General features: G+C 55.6%; 13 protein-coding genes and 1 pseudogene. 2 read left to right on the top strand and 12 right to left on the bottom strand.

Annotated features, from left to right (window positions below):
- Positions 1 to 571 precede the first annotated feature (571 nt).
- From E1958_RS18255 to E1958_RS18220, 8 genes are all read right to left on the bottom strand, one after another.
- The gene (locus E1958_RS18255; RefSeq protein WP_089725013.1) at positions 572 to 1,009 is read right to left on the bottom strand and encodes a DUF29 domain-containing protein; all 438 of its coding nucleotides are present in this window, start codon (positions 1,007 to 1,009) and stop codon (positions 572 to 574) included.
- Positions 1,006 to 1,941, bottom strand: coding sequence for an Rpn family recombination-promoting nuclease/putative transposase (locus E1958_RS18250; protein WP_133513143.1), 936 nt, complete (start codon positions 1,939 to 1,941; stop codon positions 1,006 to 1,008). The genes E1958_RS18255 and E1958_RS18250 overlap by 4 nt, the downstream gene beginning before the upstream one ends.
- 142 nt (positions 1,942 to 2,083) lie before the next feature.
- Positions 2,084 to 3,895, bottom strand: a complete 1,812-nt coding sequence (locus tag E1958_RS18245; RefSeq protein WP_133513142.1) for an autotransporter assembly complex protein TamA — start codon at positions 3,893 to 3,895, stop codon at positions 2,084 to 2,086.
- Between the two features lie 290 nt (positions 3,896 to 4,185).
- Positions 4,186 to 5,067 carry a fructosamine kinase family protein gene (locus E1958_RS18240; RefSeq protein ID WP_133513141.1) on the bottom strand — a complete coding sequence of 294 codons (882 nt, stop codon included), beginning with the start codon at positions 5,065 to 5,067 and terminating at the stop codon, positions 4,186 to 4,188.
- A gap of 6 nt (positions 5,068 to 5,073) precedes the next feature.
- Entirely contained in the window at positions 5,074 to 5,664 is a 591-nt protein-coding gene (locus E1958_RS18235) for an HNH endonuclease (RefSeq protein WP_133513140.1), read from the bottom strand.
- Positions 5,665 to 6,043: 379 nt separating this feature from the next.
- Positions 6,044 to 7,687, bottom strand: coding sequence for a chaperonin GroEL (gene groL / locus E1958_RS18230; RefSeq protein ID WP_133513139.1), 1,644 nt, complete (start codon positions 7,685 to 7,687; stop codon positions 6,044 to 6,046).
- A 63-nt stretch (positions 7,688 to 7,750) separates the two neighbouring features.
- A complete protein-coding gene (gene groES, locus E1958_RS18225; RefSeq protein WP_089724999.1) occupies positions 7,751 to 8,041 on the bottom strand; it encodes a co-chaperone GroES in 291 nt (96 codons plus the stop codon).
- Positions 8,042 to 8,385: 344 nt separating this feature from the next.
- Positions 8,386 to 10,170, bottom strand: coding sequence for an AAA family ATPase (locus tag E1958_RS18220; protein ID WP_133513138.1), 1,785 nt, complete (start codon positions 10,168 to 10,170; stop codon positions 8,386 to 8,388).
- Between the two features lie 648 nt (positions 10,171 to 10,818).
- On the opposite strand from E1958_RS18220, the pseudogene tnpC reads away from it, so the two are divergent.
- Positions 10,819 to 12,194, top strand: a pseudogene (gene tnpC / locus E1958_RS22170) (IS66 family transposase); the annotation flags it as partial.
- Positions 12,195 to 12,451: 257 nt separating this feature from the next.
- Positions 12,452 to 12,799 (top strand): IS1 family transposase, encoded by a 348-nt coding sequence (locus E1958_RS18205; protein ID WP_243725304.1) that lies wholly within the window; start codon positions 12,452 to 12,454, stop codon positions 12,797 to 12,799.
- A gap of 22 nt (positions 12,800 to 12,821) precedes the next feature.
- Here E1958_RS18205 and E1958_RS18200 read toward each other — a convergent pair whose 3' ends face one another.
- From E1958_RS18200 to E1958_RS18185, 4 genes are all read right to left on the bottom strand, one after another.
- A complete protein-coding gene (locus tag E1958_RS18200; protein ID WP_133513134.1) occupies positions 12,822 to 13,619 on the bottom strand; it encodes a hypothetical protein in 798 nt (265 codons plus the stop codon).
- A 26-nt stretch (positions 13,620 to 13,645) separates the two neighbouring features.
- Positions 13,646 to 15,259 carry an FAD-binding oxidoreductase gene (locus E1958_RS18195; RefSeq protein ID WP_133513133.1) on the bottom strand — a complete coding sequence of 538 codons (1,614 nt, stop codon included), beginning with the start codon at positions 15,257 to 15,259 and terminating at the stop codon, positions 13,646 to 13,648.
- Positions 15,260 to 15,276: 17 nt separating this feature from the next.
- On the bottom strand, positions 15,277 to 19,320 hold the full coding sequence (locus E1958_RS18190; RefSeq protein ID WP_165742232.1) for a non-ribosomal peptide synthetase: 4,044 nt from the start codon (positions 19,318 to 19,320) through the stop codon (positions 15,277 to 15,279).
- Positions 19,321 to 19,440: 120 nt separating this feature from the next.
- The gene (locus E1958_RS18185; RefSeq protein WP_133513131.1) at positions 19,441 to 22,227 is read right to left on the bottom strand and encodes a type I polyketide synthase; all 2,787 of its coding nucleotides are present in this window, start codon (positions 22,225 to 22,227) and stop codon (positions 19,441 to 19,443) included.
- Positions 22,228 to 22,313 lie beyond the last annotated feature (86 nt).

Genomic DNA, 22,313 nt, shown 5'->3' with positions numbered 1-22,313 from the left:
TACAGACGTGGCTACCAGCAACTCCATGACCTCTCGGGCACGCAACAATGACCCAATCTTAGATCCTATGTAATCATCCGGGACCCGACAGTGCCGGGATCCCGGATTATTGCCACACCCTTGCCGGTAGCGGCCACCAGGATGGGGCCGGCCGCGACCACTGCATTAACCTCATCAGAGGGCAGGCCGGCAGCGGCATCGATGGCGGAAGTTCCCCTCCCAGAGCTGGCTCAGGCCCTTGTCGGTAGCGACCCACAAGGCCCCGAGCGGTCCGATCGCAAGATCTCGGATCTGGTTACTGGCCGGACCTAGGTCACCTTTGGCCGGGATGCGGAGCCAAGGGGCGGGGAAAGACGGTTCAGGTGTCGCGGGGGCGGCTGAGAGGAGCGGTAAACGTAATTGCCGCTATTATCAACAAGGTGAATCTGAGCAAACAGGCGGATCGGCCGCTGCGACTGTTCCGATGAGAAGCGCATGACATGGATTGACAGCCGTGATTCGAGATGCTGGGGAAGCTTGAAAAAATTCAGTTTAGCTTTTCAGCTTCCCCCACGACAAATCAAGTCTTGCCCTACTCCGGCAACCACTCCTGATCCAGGATCTCACTCGCGTCCCAGGGGCAGGTCTCGGGAAAATCGGAGAGTCCGGTTTCTTCTGCCGCTTGAGCCGTGGCATCGTCCCACACGCCGGCCCACCAGTCGGGTTCGGCGAGTTTAGGGCGCAGGCTCGGCGTTTCTTTCAGGCGCCGGGCGATACCGCGCCGCTGGTTGCGGATGGTAATTTGCCAACTTGCGCCGCGGCGTCCCGGTTGCTGCTGCCACTTGAGGAGGTGCACCAGCAATCGCGTCATGCGGCTGACCAGCTCCCGCTGCTCGCTTTTGCCCACGTCTTCGATCTCCTCGGCCAGATGCTCTCGGTCAAGTTGGTCGAGCCGTCCCTCACGCAGTAGATTTGCCTGCTCCGTGGCCCAGGCGACCACGTCGTCTTCGTAACCTGTGACGCTTGTCATAAATCGCTCATGTCGTCGAGCAACCGGCGTATTGCCGGTTCGGAGAGTCCAACGGATGTGGCAATGGTTTCAATGGCTATCCCATTGTCGTACAGAGACTTGACAAGGATTCTCCTTTCTTCCTCGCGTCCTTTCGCAAGTCCTTCCTCCAGCCCTTCCTCGCGCCCTCTCGCCAGCCCTACCTCTAGCCCGTCCTGTCGGGCATCCTCGATCATGCCCCACTCGGAGCGGACGTAATCGATATGCTTGTCGAACCTTCTGCGCTCCCTCTCATCCATCCTCAGATAATCGAATTTCTCCTTCAAGGCCCCGATACCGGGGGCGGTAAATTCGTCCAGGACCTCGTTGTTCTTGAAGGCATAAACCCACTGATCCAGGTCGTCCCGCACCACGTCCGTAAAGCGTTTCAGGGGAATCAGATAGTATTCGGGAAAGATATTGGTCTCGCCGATGCGAACCGGCTCGCCGACCAGGGATTTCTTCAAGGTCACCGGATGGTGGGTATGGAGGCCCGTGAATTCGGTCTTGCCGTGGTAGATGTAGTCGTCACCGTCTTCGGTGACGTCGAAATAGAGGAGGCTGATGGAGTAGACCTTCTTGAGATTGGCATAGGGCTCGCCCAGCTTCAGGGTCTCGACCATGGTCTTGGCGGTGCCGTAAGTCAGGCGCTTGAGGTAGGCCATCTCCGAGAGGTATTGCACCTCGACGATAATCCGCTCGCCGTCTTCGGTCTTAGCCAGAAGATCCACGCGGTTGTATTTGTCACGGTCGTCCTGGCGGTTGCTCTCACTCTCCAGCATATCGAGGATGACCACCGCGCGTCCGAACAGGGCGGTCAGAAAACCCTCCAGAACATCGAAATTGGCCTTGTCGCGCAGGATGGTCTTGATGGCCCAGTCGAAGGTGACGATTTGGCGGCCGGTCTTCTTCATGCTGTCGTCCTCCCTTGCCGGGAATCCGAAGGTACCTGGAAATCGCGGTTTGCGGGCACCGTCCTGAAAAATCCCATGGCTGGGACTTTGACCGCCTTTATTGCGGTTGTAAAGGTGAGCCAATGGGATGGAGTTGCCTTGTTCACAGGTCCGGACCGATCACAATGTGGAGGCGGGCCGGGCTGCTGTCCTTGGTCAGCGCGAAGGCCACATCCATGCGAATCTGCCCGATGGGCGAGCGCCAGCGTATCCCGAGGCCGGTGCCGACCTCCACCTGGCGGGTGAAATCCGGGTCGAAGGCGTTGCCGAAGTCCGTGAAGACGGTTCCGCTCCAGTTGCCCTTGATGCGGCGCTCGAGCTCCAGACTCCCCACCGCCAGATAGCGCCCACCGACGGCTTCCTTGGTGCTGGGGTCGTCGGGACCCAGCACATCCAGGGCCCAGCCGCGGATGCTGTTGTCACCGCCGGCAAAATAGCGGCGACTGGCAGGCAGGTCAAAGACGCTGTTCGCCCAGCTCGCCCCCAGGTCCGAGCGGGCGATGAGACGGTAATGATCGAGAAAGCTCTTTATCCACTTGAAGCGTGCGCTCCCGCTCAGGTAGGAGGCGGGGGAGATCAGCCCCTGGGTGGTGCCGAGGAGGGCAAATTTGATCCGATAGCCATTGGTGGTGTAAACAGGGTCGTCGGTGACCGTCTTGGACCAGGTGATGTTGGGCACCAACTCGTTGACCAACTCCGCATCATCCGCGGTAATCTCGAACTGCTCCCGCCGGTAGTCGATGCCGGCGGTACGCCGCCAGCCGCCCGGAGTCACCACCGAGTGGGCGACTTGCAGGGTCTGGATGTCTCCCTTCCGGCCCGCGATGTCGTAGGAGCGCAGGTCGGGACGAATGGTGACGTAGTCGCGCAGCGGATTGCCGATGGGAATCCGGTAATCGCCTTTCATTCTCTGAAGAGGTTGAGAAATATTGGTTTCCAGCTTGAGGGTGTGACCCCACCGGGTCAGGTAACGGCGCCGCCACTCCAGGGTCACGCGGGGGCCCACGTCGGTGGCGTAACCAAAGCCGAAGCGGTATTTGTTGGCCTTGTTGGGGGTCGCGATCACCTCGATGGGGACGGTTCGTTTCTCCCCGGCCGCTGCCTTGTGCGGGACGATTTCCACTCGCTCGTAGTACTCGGTTCCGAGCAGGTTGCCCTGGAGGGTCAGCAGTGCCTCCGGGTCGTAGCGGTCTTTGGGTTTGAAGCCGACGAACCGCGCGAGATAACGGTCGTCGAGCAGGTCCTGAGTGAAGCTCACGTCACCCAGGTAGTAACGGGGACCGGTATGGAGGTGGAACTGAATGATGGCCTGGTAGTTGTCCAGGTCGATCAGTGCCCGATTGAAGGTCAGCTCGTAATCCAGATAGCCGTTCCGGGCGGCAAGACTGCGGATATTATCGGTGGCCTTGTCGTACTCCGAATGCAGCAGCACATTCCCCGGTTGTATGGGAAACGCTTTAGGAAAAATCGGATCTTCGGCACCCGGACCTGTGATGCGATAGTCGACGGACTCCTGCGCCTGGCCCACCCGGACGGGCTCGCCCGGAACCACCTGGTAGTCGGCCACCCAGGCCCCGTCCTCGACCGTCGGCCTGGTCAAGGTATCCTCCACTTGCACCCGGTAGAAACCAAAGGGCGCCAATGCCTTGCGGATCTGACCGGGGGCCCGCCGGTGCAGGGCCTCGAGCCGCGGCACTGAGAGATCCTTGTCCTTGCGTTCCTGGTAGATCCCGAGCAGCGCCAGCACGTTTTTTTCGTATTTCTCGTATTCACCGGTCAGCCCCTCGACCCGCACTTCGAGCTTGAGCGCCTGTATCTCCTGGGCCATGGGGAGGACCAAGAGCACGAGCAGGAGTCGCAGGGCCGGACGTATGGTGGAACAGCGGGATACCGGCCACAGGCGCAGTTCGGTCATTACATCCAAGTCCCTAGTCCATCATTTCGACTTATATTGCGGGCATAATCACTTGAGCCTGATGTGTGCCTCCTCCGAGAAATTTGCATATGAAAGTTGCAGTCGGGGAAAAACACCGTCACCGCGGCGGGTGTGGAACCCAACGCTCAAATTTCCAGTCAAGGCTGCTGTATTCTCCGTCGTTGCGGTTCGACGTGGCCGCGCCGCTTAAGCCGGTGCATTCCAAAGCGGTCCGGAATCCATAAAGAGCCGGAAGTCTATAGGTGCTGCGACCCGGTAGCGGAAAGCGCTCAGCGTACCTGTGCCAGTAACCCTTGCAGCATCCCCTCTGCCTGTCCCAGGTAACCTGAGCCGAACAGGTTCAGATGGTTGAGGATGTGGTATAGGTTGTACAGGTCCTTGCGCGTCCGGTATCCCGGGTCCAGGGGCCAGGCCTCGTTGTAGGCGGCGTAGAAATCCCCCCCGAAGCCGCCGAAGAGCTCGGTCATGGCGATATCCGCCTCGCGGTCGCCATAGTAAAGGGCCGGGTCGAAGATCACCGGATGTCCAGCCTCGTCGAAGCCCAAGTTGCCTCCCCATAGGTCGCCGTGGAGCAGGGAGGGGACCGGGGCATGGTCGATCAGGGCGGGTAGAGCGACGAGCAGTCGCTCACCCTGGTCCCGGAGCCGGCGGCCGTATCCGTTACGGGTCGCCAGGTCGAGTTGGAACCCCAGCCGGTGTCGCCCCCAGAAGGTTACCCAATCCTGTTCAGGATGGTTCGGCTGGTGGGTGGAGCCGATGGTGTTGTCGCGATCCCAGCCGAAGTCAGCCCGGGAGGCCAGGTGCATCGCGGCAAGCTGGTGACCCGCCTCGCCGGCTCCATGCGCGCCGGATCTGCCGAGGGCGATATATTCCATGACGATGTAGGACTGCGCACCCGCGGTGCCGGTGCACAGGGGGCGCGGGACTCGAATGGTGCCGGTGTCCGCCATCGCCTCGAGCCCCGCGGCCTCGGCCTCGAACATGGCGAGCCGATCCCAGCCGTTGAGCTTCACGAAATAAGTGTGGGGGCCACTGCCCAGGTGGTAGGCCCTATTGATGCAGCCCCCGCCGACCGCGCGCGAGGTGCTTGGATCGACCCGCCCGCCACCGGCATTGCCGATCGCTGCGGCGATGGCTGACCAGTCAGTCATCGTCAGTCAACCCAGCCGCCGCAGCAGGGGGCTCGAGCGGGGAAAATGGGCGCGCAGAAACGCCATTTGATCCGCCAGCACATTGCGGCCCATGAGGAAGATATACTCGGCATGGTTGGGCGTGAAGGGCACGGCCAGCAGCTCCATCCCGGCGGCCTCCGGGGTGCGGCCGGCCTTGTGATTATTGCAGCGCACGCAGGCCGTCACCAGGTTGTTCCATTGATCCTCACCGCCCTGACTGATGGGACGCACATGGTCCCTTGACAGCTGGCGGGCGGAGAAGCGGCCGCCGCAATACAGGCAGATGTAATCGTCGCGTTGAAACAGGGTCCGATTGGACAGGGGAGGCACATAGCCGTCCTTCAGCTTGTTCAGCGCGTGATGAATGCCGTGGGTGGCGATGATGGAGTTGATCTCCAGAGTGCTGCGGCGCTTGGTGGCGGCATTGATACCGCCGTGGAGGAGAAACAGGCGGTTGCCGCACCCGTAGACGACCTGGCCGAGGGAATAGAGCCTGGCGGCCGAGCGGTAATCTACCCAGTCCAGGGGCATTCCGGACAAGTCCGTTCGCAGTACCTGTTGGCTCAAGTTCAACATCGCGCGGCTGTCTGGAGCGTCCTGCCGGCTGCAAGGTCGGTTGGGGTGATGCCGTTCGTTGGTCCGGACGTCAAGCCCGAACACCTCACCCGGACCTGTCCGGAGGATCCGGCCTCGCAACATGGGTAATGAGGAGGGCGCGGGTGCCACAGCAGGCACCTTCCTAGCCAGTTCGGGACGGGCGCCATGATATCTATTTTCGAACGGCCCGACCACGGGTGGCTGCGACTGTGCCAGGTGAGTGCGTATCCATCTTCCCGAAAACACTAGCCCGGCGGATCGGGATTTGGAACCGCAAAGGCGCAAAGTGGATGTCAGGTCCGCAAAAAAACCCCGCCGAAGCGGGGTTTTCTCCAATGAGCGAATAGCCCGGGAACGGTTACATCATTCCCATGCCGCCCATATCTCCCATACCACCGCCGGCCGGCATGGGCGGCGTCTCCTCCTTGGGCTCCTCGGCCACCATGGCTTCGGTAGTGATCATGAGTCCGGCAATCGAGGCGGCGTTCTGCAACGCCGAGCGTACCACCTTGGTGGGATCCAGGATGCCCATGGTGACCAGATCGCCATACTCACCGGTGGTGGCGTTGTAGCCGAAGTTGCCCGTATCCTCGGCGACCTTCTGCATCACCACGGAGGCCTCGGCACCGGCGTTGGCTACGATCTGGCGTAGAGGTTCCTCCATGGCGCGGTGGGCAATGCCGATCCCCACATCCTGGTCGTGATTGGTCCCCTTCAGGCCGTCGAGCTTGGCCAGGGCACGCACCAGGGCGACGCCGCCACCGGCGACGATGCCCTCCTCGACGGCGGCCCGGGTGGCATGCAGGGCGTCTTCCACCCGCGCCTTCTTCTCCTTCATCTCCACCTCGGTGGCTGCGCCGACCTGGATTACGGCCACGCCGCCGGCCAGCTTGGCAAGCCGCTCCTGGAGCTTCTCGCGGTCATAGTCGGAGCTGGTCTCTTCGATCTCACCGCGGATCTGCTCGACCCGGCCCTTGATGTCAGTATCGGAGCCGGCACCGTCGATGATGGTGGTCTCTTCCTTGGTAATCTGGACCTTCTTGGCGGTACCCAACTCGTTGAGGCTGGCCTTCTCCAGGGAGAGGCCGACTTCCTCAGCGATGACGGTGGCACCGGTGAGGATGGCGATGTCTTGGAGCATGGCCTTGCGCCGATCGCCGAAGCCCGGCGCCTTGACGGCACAGACCTTGATGATACCGCGGATGGAATTGACCACCAGGGTGGCCAGGGCTTCGCCTTCCACGTCCTCGGCGATGATCAGCAGCGGCTTGCCGGCCTTGGCTACGCTCTCCAGCACCGGCAGCAGGTCGCGGATGTTGGAGATCTTCTTGTCGTGCAGCAGGATGTAGGGGTCTTCCAGCTCCACGTTCTGACTTTGTTGGTTGTTGATGAAGTAGGGGGAGAGGTAACCGCGATCGAACTGCATGCCTTCGACCACATCCAACTCGTTGTCCAGAGATTTGCCTTCCTCCACGGTGATGACCCCCTCCTTGCCCACCTTCTCCATGGCCTCAGCGATGATCTTGCCGATGGACTCATCGGAGTTGGCCGAGATGGTGCCCACCTGGGCGATCTCCTTGTTGTCCGAGCAGGGCTTGGACAGGGCCTTGAGCTGCTCCACAGTGGCCCCGACGGCCTTGTCGATGCCGCGCTTCAGGTCCATGGGATTCATGCCGGCGGCCACCGCCTTCAGCCCCTCGCGCACCATGGCCTGGGCCAGCACGGTGGCGGTGGTGGTGCCGTCGCCGGCCACGTCGGAGGTCTTGGAGGCGACCTCCTTGACCATCTGGGCGCCCATGTTCTCGAACTTGTCTTTGAGCTCGATCTCCTTGGCCACGGACACACCGTCCTTGGTCATGGTGGGGGCGCCGAAGCTCTTTTCGAGCACCACGTTGCGGCCCTTGGGGCCGAGGGTGACCTTAACGGCGTTGGCCAGAATGTTGACACCCGTCATCATACGGTTGCGGGCGTCGTCGCTGAATTTGACGTCTTTTGCGCTCATTACTCTATGTCCTGATTTCAGTGGGATAGGCGTCTGCTGTGCTTAGGTACCGGCTGGGGCCCATCAGCCCTCGACGACCCCCATGATGTCTTCCTCGCGCATCACCAGGAGGTCTTCGCCCTCGATCTTGACCTCGGTGCCCGAGTACTTGCCGAACAGCACCCGATCACCCTCCTTCACATCCAGGGGGCGGGTCTCGCCACTGTCCAGGATCTTACCCTTGCCGACGGTGATGACTTCACCCTGAATCGGCTTCTCGGTCGCGGAATCCGGGATCACGATACCGCCGGCGGAGGTGCGTTCCTCCTCCATGCGGCGAACGACGACGCGGTCGTGTAAGGGACGGATCTTCATTTGGAGCAATCTCCTTCATTGCTTGAGCTAGTGATGGCAAGTGCGGAGGTTCGATACCGGTGACCGGCTGTTAGCACTCGCTGTTTGAGAGTGCCAATAATAGGGGCTTGTACCGGACTGTCAAGCGTCCACCGCCCTTTTTTTCGGCGGGGGAACCTGATATACCCATTGCTCGTGAATATTTCGCCGCGATGCACGCCGCTCGCACCCGATAGCCGCGTTGCGACTCGTCGCAATAGGGGCCGGCTATTCCTCCTCGTCGCGCCTTGCTCTCGGGCACGATCGACCCACCTCGCTTACCGAAGATATTCACGGGCAATGGGTATATTTTTCCGATTTCCGGGTTATTCCGACGGCGAAAACACCAATCGCTCGAATCCCACCGCCACCACGCTGAAGCTGTGCAGGCGCGGCAGAGCGCCGAATTTGGCCTTCAATTTGGCCCGGTAGCGCGCCAGACCCGCTTCGGCCTCGCGTTGTTTGCTTTGCACGGCGGGCAGCGCCCGTAGTGCCTCGCGATCCATTTGTTCGAGTGTCTTACCATCGAGTCCGGCTTCTTTCAGCGACACGAATTTAAACTCGATGAGGATATCCAGTATCCGGTACTGACGCCTATCCGGGCGCACGATCATGGTCAGATCCGCATGACCGCGTTCCAGCTCGATCTCCGATTCCATGATGTACAGGGTATCGTTGAAGAGCAGGGTCAGAAACGCGGTCTTGACGGTCAGCTCATTGCTCCAGGCGTAATCACGGTTGCTGAACACATTGAAATACTTCTGTTCCACGAAATCGCATAAAGGTTGTAGATCGCCGTGCTGGTACAGGGCCTCGGCGGCCCGGCGCGCCAGGTCCAGCGTCTTCCCTTCCGGCAGCAACATTTCCTTGATGCGCTCGGCGTAGAGCTTGCGAATGACCAGGTTGGGGATGCGCAGGATAAGCTCGCCGAAGGGTGTCACACCGCCCTGGGTCAGGATGCCGAAATAGTACAGGAGGGATGCCACAAAGCCGGTATCCTTGGGGGCGTGGAGCATGTCTTCCACCCCGAAGCGATCGGCCAGTCTCGGAACATGCACCGGCTCGGCCTCGGCCAGGGCATCGAGGATCAGCCGTCGGCCCTCGGGCAAGCGGGAGATGTAATGCATCTTGCCTCGGTCCATGGCCAAGTTGTTATCCAGAATCTCATCCGGATAGCGGCAGTCACGCCGGAAAACCTTCAGGAAGTAGAGCGCGAGGGTGGGATTATAGACCTGCTCTTCGGTATTTCGGCTGAAGCGATAACCGTTATAGAAGGTTCGCATTATGGAAAGCGCCTCGTCCGCATCGGATTGGGGCAAATCGCACTCCCTGGCGATCTCCGACAGGACCCTAGCGAGCTCCGCTTCCCGGAAACCACACAGCGCATTGAATTGCGGAAGTAAATAAATATTCTCCGCCACATTGTAGGCGCTGGTCAGATCACTCATGGCAACCGGGGATACGCCGGTGATGAAGACCTTTCTCAACCCCCGCCCACCGGCAGCGGCCTTGACGGTCTTGAACAGGGCCTTCATGCAGCCCTCACCGGACAATAGGGCCTGATAACGGCTTTCCTCCACGCTCCGGTGCCCCATCATCAATTCATTGGCGAAGTTGTCGTATTCGTCGATGAGGAGATAAAGGGGGTGACCGGCCTGCCGCACGGTATTCAGTAACGACTGAAAAGAGGCAAGGGCATCCTGGGGATCGATTTGGAGGGGACCCGGCAGTGTTTCCCGGTAATAATCCGAGCAAGCACTGATCCGAAGATTCAGGTAACGATAAAGATTACGCTTGATCTCCTCGCCGTCACCGATCGGGCTGACCTCGGAAAAGTCCCATTTGAGTACGAAGTACCGGTTGTGCCCGGCGGTGGGGTTGCGGCCGATGGCAAGTTCCCCGAACAGCTGCTCGAACCGGTCCGCCTGGTTGAGATCGTAGTAGTTCTCCAGCATCGACAACAGCAGGCTCTTGCCGAACCGACGCGGGCGCAGGAAGAGCAGTTGGTCACCGGCCTCTTCCAGTAATGGGATGTGGTCCGTGCGGTCCACGTAATAGAATTGTCTCGTGATAAGAGAATCAAAGTCGCTGATACCGTAGGGGAATTTCATGGATGATCTTGCTCCAAATGATTTTGCTGCACAAAATCAGCTGGCTTGATTGAAAAACCAGCAGTCGGGGGTTCAAATCGAGGTCATAGAAGCACGTTTTTCATCGGATTCATCCTCCCAACAATTATTTCGGTCTTGATGCTTCACTCCCCCTTCCTGCTGTATTCCTTTCATTGTCGGGAGGGTGAACCTCGACGTGACCGTTTTTCCGATATGCAAAAAATTCAATATCAATCCGATATTGCTCGTTTGAAAAACCTCGATTTTTATCGATGATCGACTTGGAGAAATCGGACCGGAATATGAGGAACATCATCCGAATGCTGTGCGTTCGGATATATAAAGTTTATTGTCTCACTTTGGGAGGGTGGTAGTGGTAAATAACAGAGTGATATAGTAAAATTTTTAAATCCTTAATCATTCAAAGTCCTGCGATTTTTACCATCTATTTGGTACCGGATTTCGACGCTCCTTTCCAGAATGACGCAGTGGGATTTGAACGACTACCTTCAGGCACCAATTCAATCACAGGGTTTTCAGCTATGATTATTGAAGAGAAAGTTCATACTTGCCGCAAATGTCAGAGTAAAGATATTGTCAAAAATGGTAACTACCTACCGTCTCATGTAGAGAATGAGATAAACTAACCAGCTGATTGATATTCCAGATGATGTAGAGCTCCTCAAGGGGCTAGTAAAGCAACTTTGGAGAGAAGTTGAGCGACTCAAAGCTGAGAACGCCGAATTGCGTCGTCGTTTGGGATTGGACAGTACAAACAGCGATCAACCACCGAGCAGTGATGGGTACAAGAAAAAGCCGATTCGTCCTGGTATTCCGAAAGCGACCGGGCGCCGGACTGGAGGCCAGGAAGGGCATCCGGGAAAAACCCTGGAGCGGGTAGAGAATCCTGACTGTGTTGAAGTGCATTTGCCGGAGCAGTGTGCTGGTTGTGGTCGGTCGTTCGCAGCGGAAGAGCGCTACGAAAGAGTCCAAAGCCGACAAGTTTTTGACCTGCCGGAACCGAAGCTTGAAGTGACCGAACATCGCATGGGGCAGATGACGTGCTGTGGCAAGATTCAAGGTGGCAACTATCCTGCCGGGATCAACGCCCCGGTGCAATATGGTCCTGGCGTGCAGACGTTAGTAACCCTCCTGTCTGTGGATAGGATGGCGCTGGAACAGATTTGCCGACTGTTCGGGGACCTCTATGGGATATGACCTGAACAGTGGGACGGTGCTCGATATGTTGGAACGTGGCTACGAACAGACGGCACCGCTGGAGGAGGCGACCAAGGAGGGCTTCAAGGGAGCGGAAGTTGTTCATTTTGATGAGACAGGGATTCATGTCGCGGGCAAATTGTATTGGCTGCATACGGCATCGACCGGCGAGCGTACCCACCTGTTTGTCCATGAGAAGCGCGGTGAGGAGGCGCTTGCCAGCGCGCCGTCAGTCTTGAAGGACTTCCAGGGGAAAGCGGTTCACGATTGTCTGGCGGCCTATTTCAAATTCGACGTTCTCCTGCATGTCCTGTGTGGCGCACATCTGTTACGAGCGCTCAAGGGATTGATAGAAGACGGCCGGGTCTGGGCCAAGGACATGCACGAATTTCTTCTGGACCTCTACAACAGACCGCATCCGATGGGGGCGGCGGACGAGATCCGTCAACACTACCGAATTATTCTTGAGCAGGCAGACCAGGAGGAACCACCTCCGATCAAGGGCCAGCGCGGCAGGCCTAAGCAATCACCAGGACGCAACCTGCTTGATCGACTCCGGACATACCACGATGGGGTACTGGCCTTTGCCCGACAAGCCGGGGTCCCGTTCACGAATAACCAGGCGGAACGGGACCTGCGGCCAGCCAAGGTTAAACTCAAGGTCAAAGGTCAGCGGTTGCTTCCGGACCGTCGAGGGCGCCCGGATCTATGCCCGTATCCAGGCGACTATTTCAACCTTCCGCAAGCAGGGTCACAAGGTCTTTACCTCACTGCATCAGGTATTTTCTGCTCCTGCTGCTGTTTAGTCACTAGGGACGTAGGTAGTTACCAAAAATGGCACAAATGGGTGTGGCAATCCACAATATCATTGTAAAACCTGTGGTGCTTATGGCGTACTTGAGCCCCGACAGGACTATACGGAAGAAGAAAAAGAGATCATTATAAAAGCTTATCAAGAACGCTCTCCGTTCTTAACTTATTTTTGCTTCCTGACTGTCCAACGGTTGGGGTCCACCTCACTTTTGTTTTCAGCACAGTTTTCAAAGTTTGGATCTGGATTGCGTTGAATAGAGAGACCCGAGAAGTCATTGCTTATGCCTGCGGTGATCGCCGTGAAGAAACGTGCCGAATACTCTGGGATCGCATCCCATCTGATTATAAAAAGGCCATTGTTTTTAGCGACTATTGGAAAGCGTATCAAGCCGTTATTCCCGACGAGCAACATCATCCTGTGGGTAAAGAAACAGGAGAAACGGCCCATGTTGAGCGTTGGAATAATACCTTGCGGCAGCATTTAGCACGCTTCGTACGTAAGACATTATCTTTTTCCAAGTGCCTCCATATGCATGAGATTTGTTTGAAACTCTTCCTGCACCGCTATAATACCGAATTATTGCCATCTATTGGCTAAGATTTCACTTAAATATTAACCATTACCAATTTCCGATCGTGGAAGTTGGGCGACCAATTAAATAAGTAATTGAAATGCCACGATTCCCTAAATTTAGTTTATTTATATCAAACCGATAATCTTCACGTTCCAACCCCGGTGTCATTTCTCGCAACTCTTCCACTGAATAGGTTCTCAGATGGGAAACTAGAGCATCCCAAGAATAAATGAATGGAGCCAGAGGAATAATATAGCTCAAAACTAGTCTGCTCCATTTGAAAGGTCTGACAAAAGGTGTCTGAAACAGAACAATAATTGGTGCGAATAATATCATTTTGATTACATTAGAAATCTTTCTCTCCGTAAATTCGAATATCCCTATAGCAAATTTTTTGTCTACTGCATCCTGGAGGATTTTTCTTCCAACATCCGGTCTAAAATGATGGAAACAGGTAAAAAGGGTACGTATGCCTTCTAAATTGTCAGGAACGGATGTCGCATCAATCGATTCCGGGTAAAAATCTATCTGACCGTTGGACAATCGGCGAACTCTCCGGAATGCCTCAAGGTTCGGATATTTGTCCGTCATCATTATTGATACTGGCTGTTTTTCTTGAGCTAATATTTCCTGAATTTGTAGTAATGCACCACCACCGCCTGAACATAGATCAATAATGCGTTCACAGTTCGTAATCCGTATCAATTCCTTGAGTTTAGGCACAACGGGTTCGTAGACTCGCAAAGCTATCAATTGATATTGCAGTAAATCTGTTATGAGGTTACGCAATTGATCAGGAAGCCATCTCTGGTCTTCAATTTCGAATAAATGCCATCTTCTCATGATATTTCCTCACTATTTTCTTACGTTTAGTTGGGCCAGTCTTTTCTGAAATCATATCTGCCGGACGCCAAAATATCGTTTGGATCCAATACCCTTTTTATCTTTTCGAGCAATTTACCGTAATCATCCTCAGGCGGTGGGAGGGAGGCCATGGAACCAATATCCAGGCGATAGGGGATGTAACCTTCTTCAGTCAACTTCTGCAGCATAGTATTATGGCATTCCCTGGCGCGTTCATCTTCACCGTCCACTTCCCGATCGTAAAGAATGGCTGTCGTGATATCCAAGCATCTTTCCGTAAAGCAATTTAGTGCCACATTGAACTCGAATTGGTACGATTTGACCGTTTCTTTGATGATCCTCAAGGCATTTCTCACCTGCTTCCCATCGAAAGGCACGGCTGGCACACACCAGATCAATCCACACCCATCGAGATCCGGATCCATACGGGCCGGCACCGGAAACCGTTTTTTCCAATATGCCATAGCTATCGTCTCTTCTGTCGGAATACCACGATGTAAGTTTTTGTCATACAACATATCCGCTATCCGCCCCATATCAAAGCCGGTTATCCGTTTTAAAATGGGTTGAATAAATTTAAGCACTTTTGCAATTCCGGCATCGACAAAAAACAGTTTATCAACTCTTTTCTTTAAAAGCTGCTTAATCAGTTTTCGTTCTATTCGACCCTGTTTGCGACTGACAGAGTATAAGGCCCCTTCTCCAACCCACACGGCCCCTCCTATCGATTTCCTTAATTTTTTCATGATTTCCATCGGAATCGGTGTTTCCCCACCGGTCTCTTCCCAGGGGTACTGTTGCTTCACAGACAACATTCTATACTCGTTACTAATAATAAAGGTTCCTTTGATGAGACCTGTCAATTTTAGTTGTCGCAAGGCATCGACGAGTTCTTCAAGGCGGGAGTCGTCGCTAATGGTGTAGAAAAAGGTTTGTAGATAATTGGGACGGGGATAAAGCCATACGGTCATTTTCGTGACTATCCCAAGGTTGGACTGGGTAAACAGTCCGTCGAAATAAGGTCCTACTCCCCAACGGTGAACCTTGGAAGCCTTGGCCCCGGAAAAGCGATCGAATCCGGTGTGAATACATTCCCCAGTGGGCAAAACAACTTCGAATCCACAGACATGAGCAAGTTTGTCTCCATAAGGCCCTTTCCCAATCCCCCGTTCCAGGGCGTTTCCAATCAAGCTGCTATCGGCTGGACCACCGGTTACGCTCATCATTAAATGTGACCCGCGTTCGCGGAGGTATTCAAACAATTGGCTTTGCGTCACGCCTGGTTCCACTGTGACATAGGCCAACTTATCATCGTAATCGGCAATTTTATCGAGCCGCCCGAGATCCATAACGACACAACCGTCTTGGATGGGAACTCGTGAACCATATCCCCAGTTTTTCCCTGTGCTGATAGGATAGATCGGTGTTTTGTATTGATTAGCAATTTTCACACAGGCCTGAACCTCCTCACGATTACCCGGCCTAATAACAGCGGGAACGGTCTGTGTCGTTACGAAGGTAGCCGTCTGCGCGGCTGTTCGCGTAGGTTGGTCCGTCAGGACATAATCCGACCCGAGGACTTTACGCCACGCCATTGCGGTATTGCGCAGATTTTCCATATGAATATTCCTTGCACTTAAAAGTCCGAAGAGCCCGCCGCTGTCATGGCATTCTCCAATATTTCCGCAATTTCTCGGACATGGGGTTGTCTGTGCATAGTGAAGTGATTGCCGGGAACCACATGATGCTCCAGTTGCGCAAGCTCTCTCCAGATAGCATCAATGGGCTCTCCGGCGGTATCAACCCGTTCACTTGCCATCAAGAACAGGAGTCTTCCTCCCCACGGAAGAGGTTGATATGTGGAGAGGGCACGAACATTGCTCCGATAAATCCGAGCAAAACGCCCAATATCCCCGAACCCGGCCAGGTTTGATCCGGTCGTTATCCGCCGGCGTAGGTGAGCTATACGATCCTCTGACGGTATATCCTGGAATTGGCGGAATAATTCCGGCTCCAGGTTGCTCGCTTCCGCTAAAAGATGAAACAGGATTTCCTCCTCTTCCGGCTCTTTCGTATCTTTGAACCTCAACGGATGGCCTGTGTCCGCCAGCACCAGGAGTGCCACCTCGCGACCGGCTGATTTTAGCACCCGAGCCATCTCGAAGGCTACGACGCCACCGAATGACCAGCCATACAGATTGCAGGGACCTTCCGGATAGAGCATCGCTATTTCTTCCACGTAACGCACCGCCATGGCCTCGATGCTCGTCAGAGGATCCGCTTTCCCCTCGAAACCAACTGCCTGGATCCCATACACCGGCTGATTCTCGTTCAGGTAATCGGCCAGCTCCCGATAACAGAAGGCTCCACCCCCTATCGGATGGATACAGAAGAGGGGCGGTTTCAGGTTTCCGGTTCCGGTCTTGAAGGGAAAAAGAATGCCGGGGGTCCAGTTCTCCTGCTCGCGTATCACCGTTGCCAACCCCGCCAGGGTTGGGTGCTCGAACAAAATACGCACCGGCATCTCTACCCCAAGATGTTCCCGAGTCAAAGAGGCCACCCTCACCGCCAGCAGGGAATGACCACCTAGATGAAAAAAATCATCGTGAATGCCGATGTTTCCATGCTCCAGCACCTCGACCCAGATGTTCGCAAGCGTTTTTTCGATCGGAGTGCGGGGTGCAATGAATTTCTGTTCCACATCTCTTCGGAACAGGTCCGGGGTGGGTAAACGTCGGCGGTCGATCTTTCCACTGGGTGTCAGTGGCAGGCTTTCCAACAGGACAAAGCGCACCGGGACCATGTAGTCGGGTAGTTTCTCTTCCATGAAGCGCCGTAATTCGTCGGGCGTCGGAGGCGGTTCCGCGTTTGGAACAGCGTAGGCGACAAGTCGCTTCTCATCCGACCGCACCTCCCAAACGATGACCACGCTTTGCCGTATGGATGGATGCTGCGTCAATACGGCTTCGATTTCGCCCAGCTCGATGCGAAAACCCCTCAGCTTGACCTGATGGTCAATCCGCCCCAGAGACTCTATATTTCCATCGGGCAGCCAGCGGGCCAGATCGCCGGTTTTGTAGAGGCGTTGCGGTTCACCGAAGACCTCGACCTCGATGAATTTCTCGGCGGTGAGTTCGGGGCGGTTGAGATAGCCTCTAGCCAATCCAACGCCGGCAATGCAGAGCTCTCCAGGAATACCTGGTGGTGTCAGATTGTGGTTAGTATCTAAAATATGGATTCGAGTATTGGCTATAGGCTTGCCTATCGGTGGTGGATTGCCATTGGCCCGACATTCCGTCAGTGTGGCACACACCGTCGATTCCGTGGGACCGTAGGCGTTGATGAATCTTCGTCCGCTCGACCATCTCTCGACCAGTTCCAAGGGACAGGCCTCACCGGCGACGACCATCGTTTCCAAACCGGGTAATTCGGCTTGGGGCAGGGCCACCAGGAAAGAGGGCGGCAGGGTCACATGGGTAATGGATTGGCGTTCGATTGACCGAACGAATTGCTCATCGGGCAAAAATCTATCGCCTAACCCCAGTTGCAGCGTGGCACCGCTGGTCAATGTGGTAGCGATCTCCGAAACCGATGCATCGAAACTGAAAGAGGCAAACTGCAACAGGCGGCTTTCCCGGATGATACCGAAGGCCTGAACCTGGGCATGAATCAAATTGGTCAGTCCCAGGTGCTCGACCATCACCCCCTTGGGTTTGCCTGTAGAACCCGAGGTATAGATCACATAGGCCAAATTTTCCGGCCCGCTTTGCCTTGCCGGATCTTCTTTGGAACAGGCCGCAATTTTCTCCCATTCGGTATCCAAACAAACCGTTTTCCCATTCGACGCCGGCAGCCCGTCCAATAACGAACTTTGGCTCAATAACACCTTTATCCCGGAATCCTCCAACATGAACTGTAAACGCCCTTCGGGATATTCCGGGTCCAGCGGTACATAGGCCCCACCCGCCTTCAGGATGCCCAGAAGGCCAATTATCATCTCCAGGGAACGCTCGACACAGATCCCCACCAGGGTCTCGGCGCCCACACCTAGCCCCATCAGATAATGGGCCAGCCGGTTGACGCGGCTATTGAGTTCCCGGTAGCTGAGTTGTTGGTCTTCGAATATGACCGCAATGTTTTCCGGGATTTTCGCGACCTGTTCCTGGAACAGATCCACAATCGTTTTGTCTTGCGGATAATGGGTCTCGGTTCGGTTCCAGGCCAGCAACTGTTGTCGCTCGGCCTCGATCAGTAAAGGCAGTCGGGAAAGCGTCTGTTTCGGGTTATCGAGAATCTCCTCCAACAAAACCCGGAAATGCTCAGCCATTCGAGTAATCGTTGCCTCATCGAACAGATCCGTGTTGTATTTAAAAACACCGGCAAAATTCTTCTCTCGCTCACTGAGTTCCAAAGATAAATCGAATTGGCCTTCTTGCTGCGGCATATCAAAAGGCGCTACCTCGATTCCTCCAATTTTAATTCTGACTTTTTGATCACCAGACATCCATTCATCCACCCAGCCATGCTTCTGCGATTTTTGCAAACCAAACGAGACCGGGAAGATCGGCGATCGGCTGGGGTCGCGTTTCGGTTGCAGGCGCTCGACCAATAAAGGGAACGGATAATCCTGGTGTGCCAGCGCGTCCCGAACGGTTTGACGTACTTGCCTTAGAAACACGCTGAAGGGGGGATTGCCGGACAGATCCGCTCTCAATACCATCATGTTGACGAAGTAACCGACGATCCCGGAGAACTCGGGTTGACTCCGGCCTGTGGTTGGCGAGCCTATTAGAATGTCTTCCTGACCGGTGTAGCGATGCAGCAAGACCTGAAAGGCCGCCAGAAACACCATAAAGGGGGTGGCACCTTCGGCCCTGGCAAACCCCCGCAGCCGTTCGGATAGGTCGTTGGTCAATTCGAAAGGATAGGAGGCACCGTTATAGGTTTGTGCCGGCGGACGCGGCCTGTCGGTTAGCAGTTGGAGCACTGGCAATTCACCGGCCAACTGCTTTTGCCAATAGGTCCCCAGCCGCTTCCCCTCATCACTTTCCAGCATGTCACTTTGCCAGCGAATGTAGTCCGGATAGAGTAAATCGAGGGGGAGAAGGGTTCGGCCTTTTGGCTCTCCCGATGAAAACAGTTGACCGAATTCGTCCCAGAATATCCAGGCGGACCATCCGTCGAACACGATATGGTGGATCGTCACCAAAAACACATGGTCCCACTCCGAGCGAGTAAACAGATTGGCTCGTAATAATGGCCCTTTTTTCAGATCGAATGGTTGTTTGTATGCGTGGATTACCCGCTCTTCCAACTCATCCCAAGACCATGCCGAGGCGTCCGTTTCCTGGAAGTCGACTTCCTGGTACGCATGAATTTCCTGAACAGGTTCACCATTTTGCATCGTAAATGTAGTGCGCAAAGACGAATGCCGATTGATCAAGGTCTGAAGTGCCGTCCGTAAGGTCGATACATTCACCGGGGAATAGAAGCGCGTGGCCGATGCAATGTTGTAGGCCGAACTGTCCGGAGCACCCTGGTGTATGAACCAAAGCGCTTGTTGTCCGTGGGACAAAGGATGCGAGGTTTTTACGCGGCTTGCCTTTTCGCGTAATAATTTTTTCAAACGCGAGCGCTTTTCTTCGATGGAGAGATCAGCCTTTCCGGAAGAATCATTCATGACATTTATCCCCGGCATCATGCTTTATCGAAAGTATCGTTCAGACCCCCACTGTTTTTGCCATCCCTGGCGTCTGGATTCCGACGTCCTAGCCGGAATGACGCAGCGGGGTCTGAACGACTACTTATCGAAATGCTCATCGAAAAGGGCATCGATCTCTTCCTCGCTCAATTGCTCGGATTCCAGTTTGGTGAGCATTTCCTCCTCGGAACTCGGCGCACTCGAGCTGGTCGGTGACGGTGAAGCACCGGTTCCTTCCTCCGCCAGCCGTGTTTTGATTTCCCGGCTCAAATCAAGAACATTGATATCTTCGATCAATTTCGCCACGGGTATATCGACATCCAGTTCCCCCCGCAGCCAGTTTCTCAATTCGATCGCCATGAGAGAATCGAATCCCATTGTGTTCAACGGTTGTTGTACATCCAATCGGGAGGGATCTACCTTGAGAATATCGGCAATCCGGTTTTTGATAAAGCCTGCCAGGATCGACTCGTATTCCTCCTGGGAGGCCTCTTCCAATTGATGCCTGATTGCAATGGATTCGGCATCGGATGCCCGAGCCGGCGTCAATTCCGATAAAAAGGCAGGCACCACCGGAAATTGCTGCAGGAAACGTGACCAGTCCACGGGGAAAACGCTGATCTGACCAACCGAAGACTGTCCCATCAATACGCCCAGAAGTGATACGCCTCTTTCCAAATCGATGTCATCTATTCCGAGCCCCGCCAAACGGTCCCGGTTCTGCTCGGCCAGATTGGCGGCCATCCCCGAGTCCGCCCAGGCACCCCAATTGATAGAAAGGCCCGCCAGCCCTTGAGCGCGGCGCAGATGGACCAGGGCATCCATGAAGGCATTGGCGGCCGCGTAATTGCCTTGCGCCAGAGAACCCAGCGTCGAGGCTATCGAGGAGAAACACACGAAAAAGTCCAATGGCCTTTCCTGCGTCAAGGTGTGCAGATGCCAGGCGCCTACTACCTTGGGGGCCATCACTTTGCTGAAACGTTCGATATTTTGTTGCAATAACACCCCATCATCCACGACGCCGGCGGCATGGATAATGCCCCGCAACGGAGACATTTCCGCATCTATTTGTTCGAACAGCCGGATCATCCGGGCTCGATCCGAGACATCGGCATTGGCTATCAGAATTTTGGTACCCGTTTCCTCCAGTTGCCGCAAAATTTCCCGCGCCGCATCGGAGGGCCCGCGCCGCCCCGCCAGAACCAGGTGTCGAACCCCTTGATCGACCATCCACCGGGCAACCTCCAGACCCAGCCCCCCCAGACCACCGGTAATCAGATAACTGTTCTCGGCGTGCAATGATGCACTCTCATCGGAGATGGATAGGGTGCTCTTTGCCAGACGGGAGACATACCGCTGTCCGTTTCGATAGGCTATCTGCCCTTCCTTCTCTCCCTCTCCGAAGGTAATCTCAGCGAATATATCGGCCACTTCCGGACTATCGATCATTGCTCCCCATACATCCGGATGTTCCAGGGCAATGGTTCTGCCCAATCCCCATAAGGGTGTCTGGGCGATAGCCAGGGAATCGGACCCCTCCTCTACCCTTATTGCATTGCGCGTCACCAACCATAGTTTGGCGGGCTGCTGATGTTTGATTTGCGCCTGCAATAGATGGAGCATACTGCCGCAACCCATGCGTTGGGCCGAAAGCAGGTCTTCAGTGGCCAAATCAGGGGCATCGGGGGCGTCCAGTCCCCACAGGTGAACGATCCCCCGTAAAGGTGGCATCTCTCCCTGCAAGACATCATCGAAGAGATGTTCGAAGTCGCCCGGTTCGGTCGGATTGACATGCCATACGTTGGGTTCTTCGTTCCCGTATTCCTTTCCCGCATAGACCAGGGCGCAGGAGTCCCCCGACTCTTCCAGACGTTCGGCCAGCGCCTGTCCCTGGCCGCCCCGGTCGGCGAATATCAGCCAACCGCCGGTAGCTTCCTCCGCCATGGCTTGGACGGTTTCAAGCTGATGCGCCCGCCAGGCAATTTCATACAGGTCATCCGATTTCGATCGAAAAAGGCGCCGCAGGACACTATGAGCGACGCGTGCTACGGTAAATCCGTTGATTCGGGCCACGGGAAGGCCCGATTCATCAAACAAGGACACATTGGTGGTTATGGTCTTTTCGTCCGCATCAACCTTCTCGACAAAGCTCCAGACACGCGCTCCGGCGGGACGGTAGACCCGCAATTCCTCCACGGCAACCGGCAAATAGACCTCATCGTCCGACGGCGAATCCGGCGTTATCGCCAGGTTCACTTGCACACTGGCGTCCAACAGCGCCGGATGTAACTGGTACTTATTGACCTGACTGGCCAATGATTCGGACAACTCGATTCGACCCAAGGCCATGTCCTCGCCCTGAAAGAGCTGCCTGACGGCCTGGAAATCGGGACCGTAATTCAGACCCTGTTCCTGCGCTGTCCGGTAATGCTCGGTAACGGAAAGTTCGCTGGCGCACTGGGTCTGCAATCGGGTTATATCGACCGCTTCCGGTGCCCCTTCCACTTGTCCGACAACCAGTTGTCCCATCCCATGCGGTGTCCAACGGGATTCTCCGTCCAGGCTGAAGATTTGGAAACGGTATCCCCGGTTTTGCGCAGACAAAACGACCTGGACCGTCGTGGTTTCTTCTTCCGATAAAACCAATGCCTGTTCGACGGCAAGCTCATTTATCGATACCGGTTGCTGGTCCGAAATGCCGAGGCCTGCCGCCAAGCCCATCTCCAGATAGGCGGTGGCCGGTAACACAGTGGTATCGAAGACGCGATGGTCCGCGAGGTAAGGTAGAAATGAAAGGTCGATTTGGGCCTCGAAGTGGATCTCATTCGTACCGGCAAGCTGTAATTTCTCCCCGATCAAGGGGTGGCCGGATCGGCTGGAGGTCATTCGCCGAGGGCTTCGGGTGGTTTCCTCATCACCAACCCAATAGCGCTGCCTTTGGAAAGGATAGGTGGGCAAAGGCACCTTATGGC

The sequence above is a fragment of the Candidatus Thiosymbion oneisti genome, from assembly GCF_004359955.1.
Taxonomy (GTDB): domain Bacteria; phylum Pseudomonadota; class Gammaproteobacteria; order Chromatiales; family Chromatiaceae; genus Thiosymbion; species Thiosymbion oneisti.
Note: the sequence above shows the minus strand (reverse complement) of the source record. Positions and strands in the feature narration are given on the sequence as shown.

What these genes read in the sequence shown, in the direction of transcription:
- E1958_RS18255 (WP_089725013.1), bottom strand. Translation starts at nt 1,009, where the DNA reads ATGACAAGCGTCACAGGTTACGAAGACGACGTGGTCGCCTGGGCCACG.
- E1958_RS18250 (WP_133513143.1), bottom strand. Translation starts at nt 1,941, where the DNA reads ATGAAGAAGACCGGCCGCCAAATCGTCACCTTCGACTGGGCCATCAAG.
- E1958_RS18245 (WP_133513142.1), bottom strand. Translation starts at nt 3,895, where the DNA reads ATGACCGAACTGCGCCTGTGGCCGGTATCCCGCTGTTCCACCATACGT.
- E1958_RS18240 (WP_133513141.1), bottom strand. Translation starts at nt 5,067, where the DNA reads ATGACTGACTGGTCAGCCATCGCCGCAGCGATCGGCAATGCCGGTGGC.
- E1958_RS18235 (WP_133513140.1), bottom strand. Translation starts at nt 5,664, where the DNA reads ATGTTGAACTTGAGCCAACAGGTACTGCGAACGGACTTGTCCGGAATG.
- groL (WP_133513139.1), bottom strand. Translation starts at nt 7,687, where the DNA reads ATGAGCGCAAAAGACGTCAAATTCAGCGACGACGCCCGCAACCGTATG.
- groES (WP_089724999.1), bottom strand. Translation starts at nt 8,041, where the DNA reads ATGAAGATCCGTCCCTTACACGACCGCGTCGTCGTTCGCCGCATGGAG.
- E1958_RS18220 (WP_133513138.1), bottom strand. Translation starts at nt 10,170, where the DNA reads ATGAAATTCCCCTACGGTATCAGCGACTTTGATTCTCTTATCACGAGA.
- E1958_RS18200 (WP_133513134.1), bottom strand. Translation starts at nt 13,619, where the DNA reads ATGAGAAGATGGCATTTATTCGAAATTGAAGACCAGAGATGGCTTCCT.
- E1958_RS18195 (WP_133513133.1), bottom strand. Translation starts at nt 15,259, where the DNA reads ATGGAAAATCTGCGCAATACCGCAATGGCGTGGCGTAAAGTCCTCGGG.
- E1958_RS18190 (WP_165742232.1), bottom strand. Translation starts at nt 19,320, where the DNA reads ATGAATGATTCTTCCGGAAAGGCTGATCTCTCCATCGAAGAAAAGCGC.
- E1958_RS18185 (WP_133513131.1), bottom strand. Translation starts at nt 22,227, where the DNA reads ATGACCTCCAGCCGATCCGGCCACCCCTTGATCGGGGAGAAATTACAG.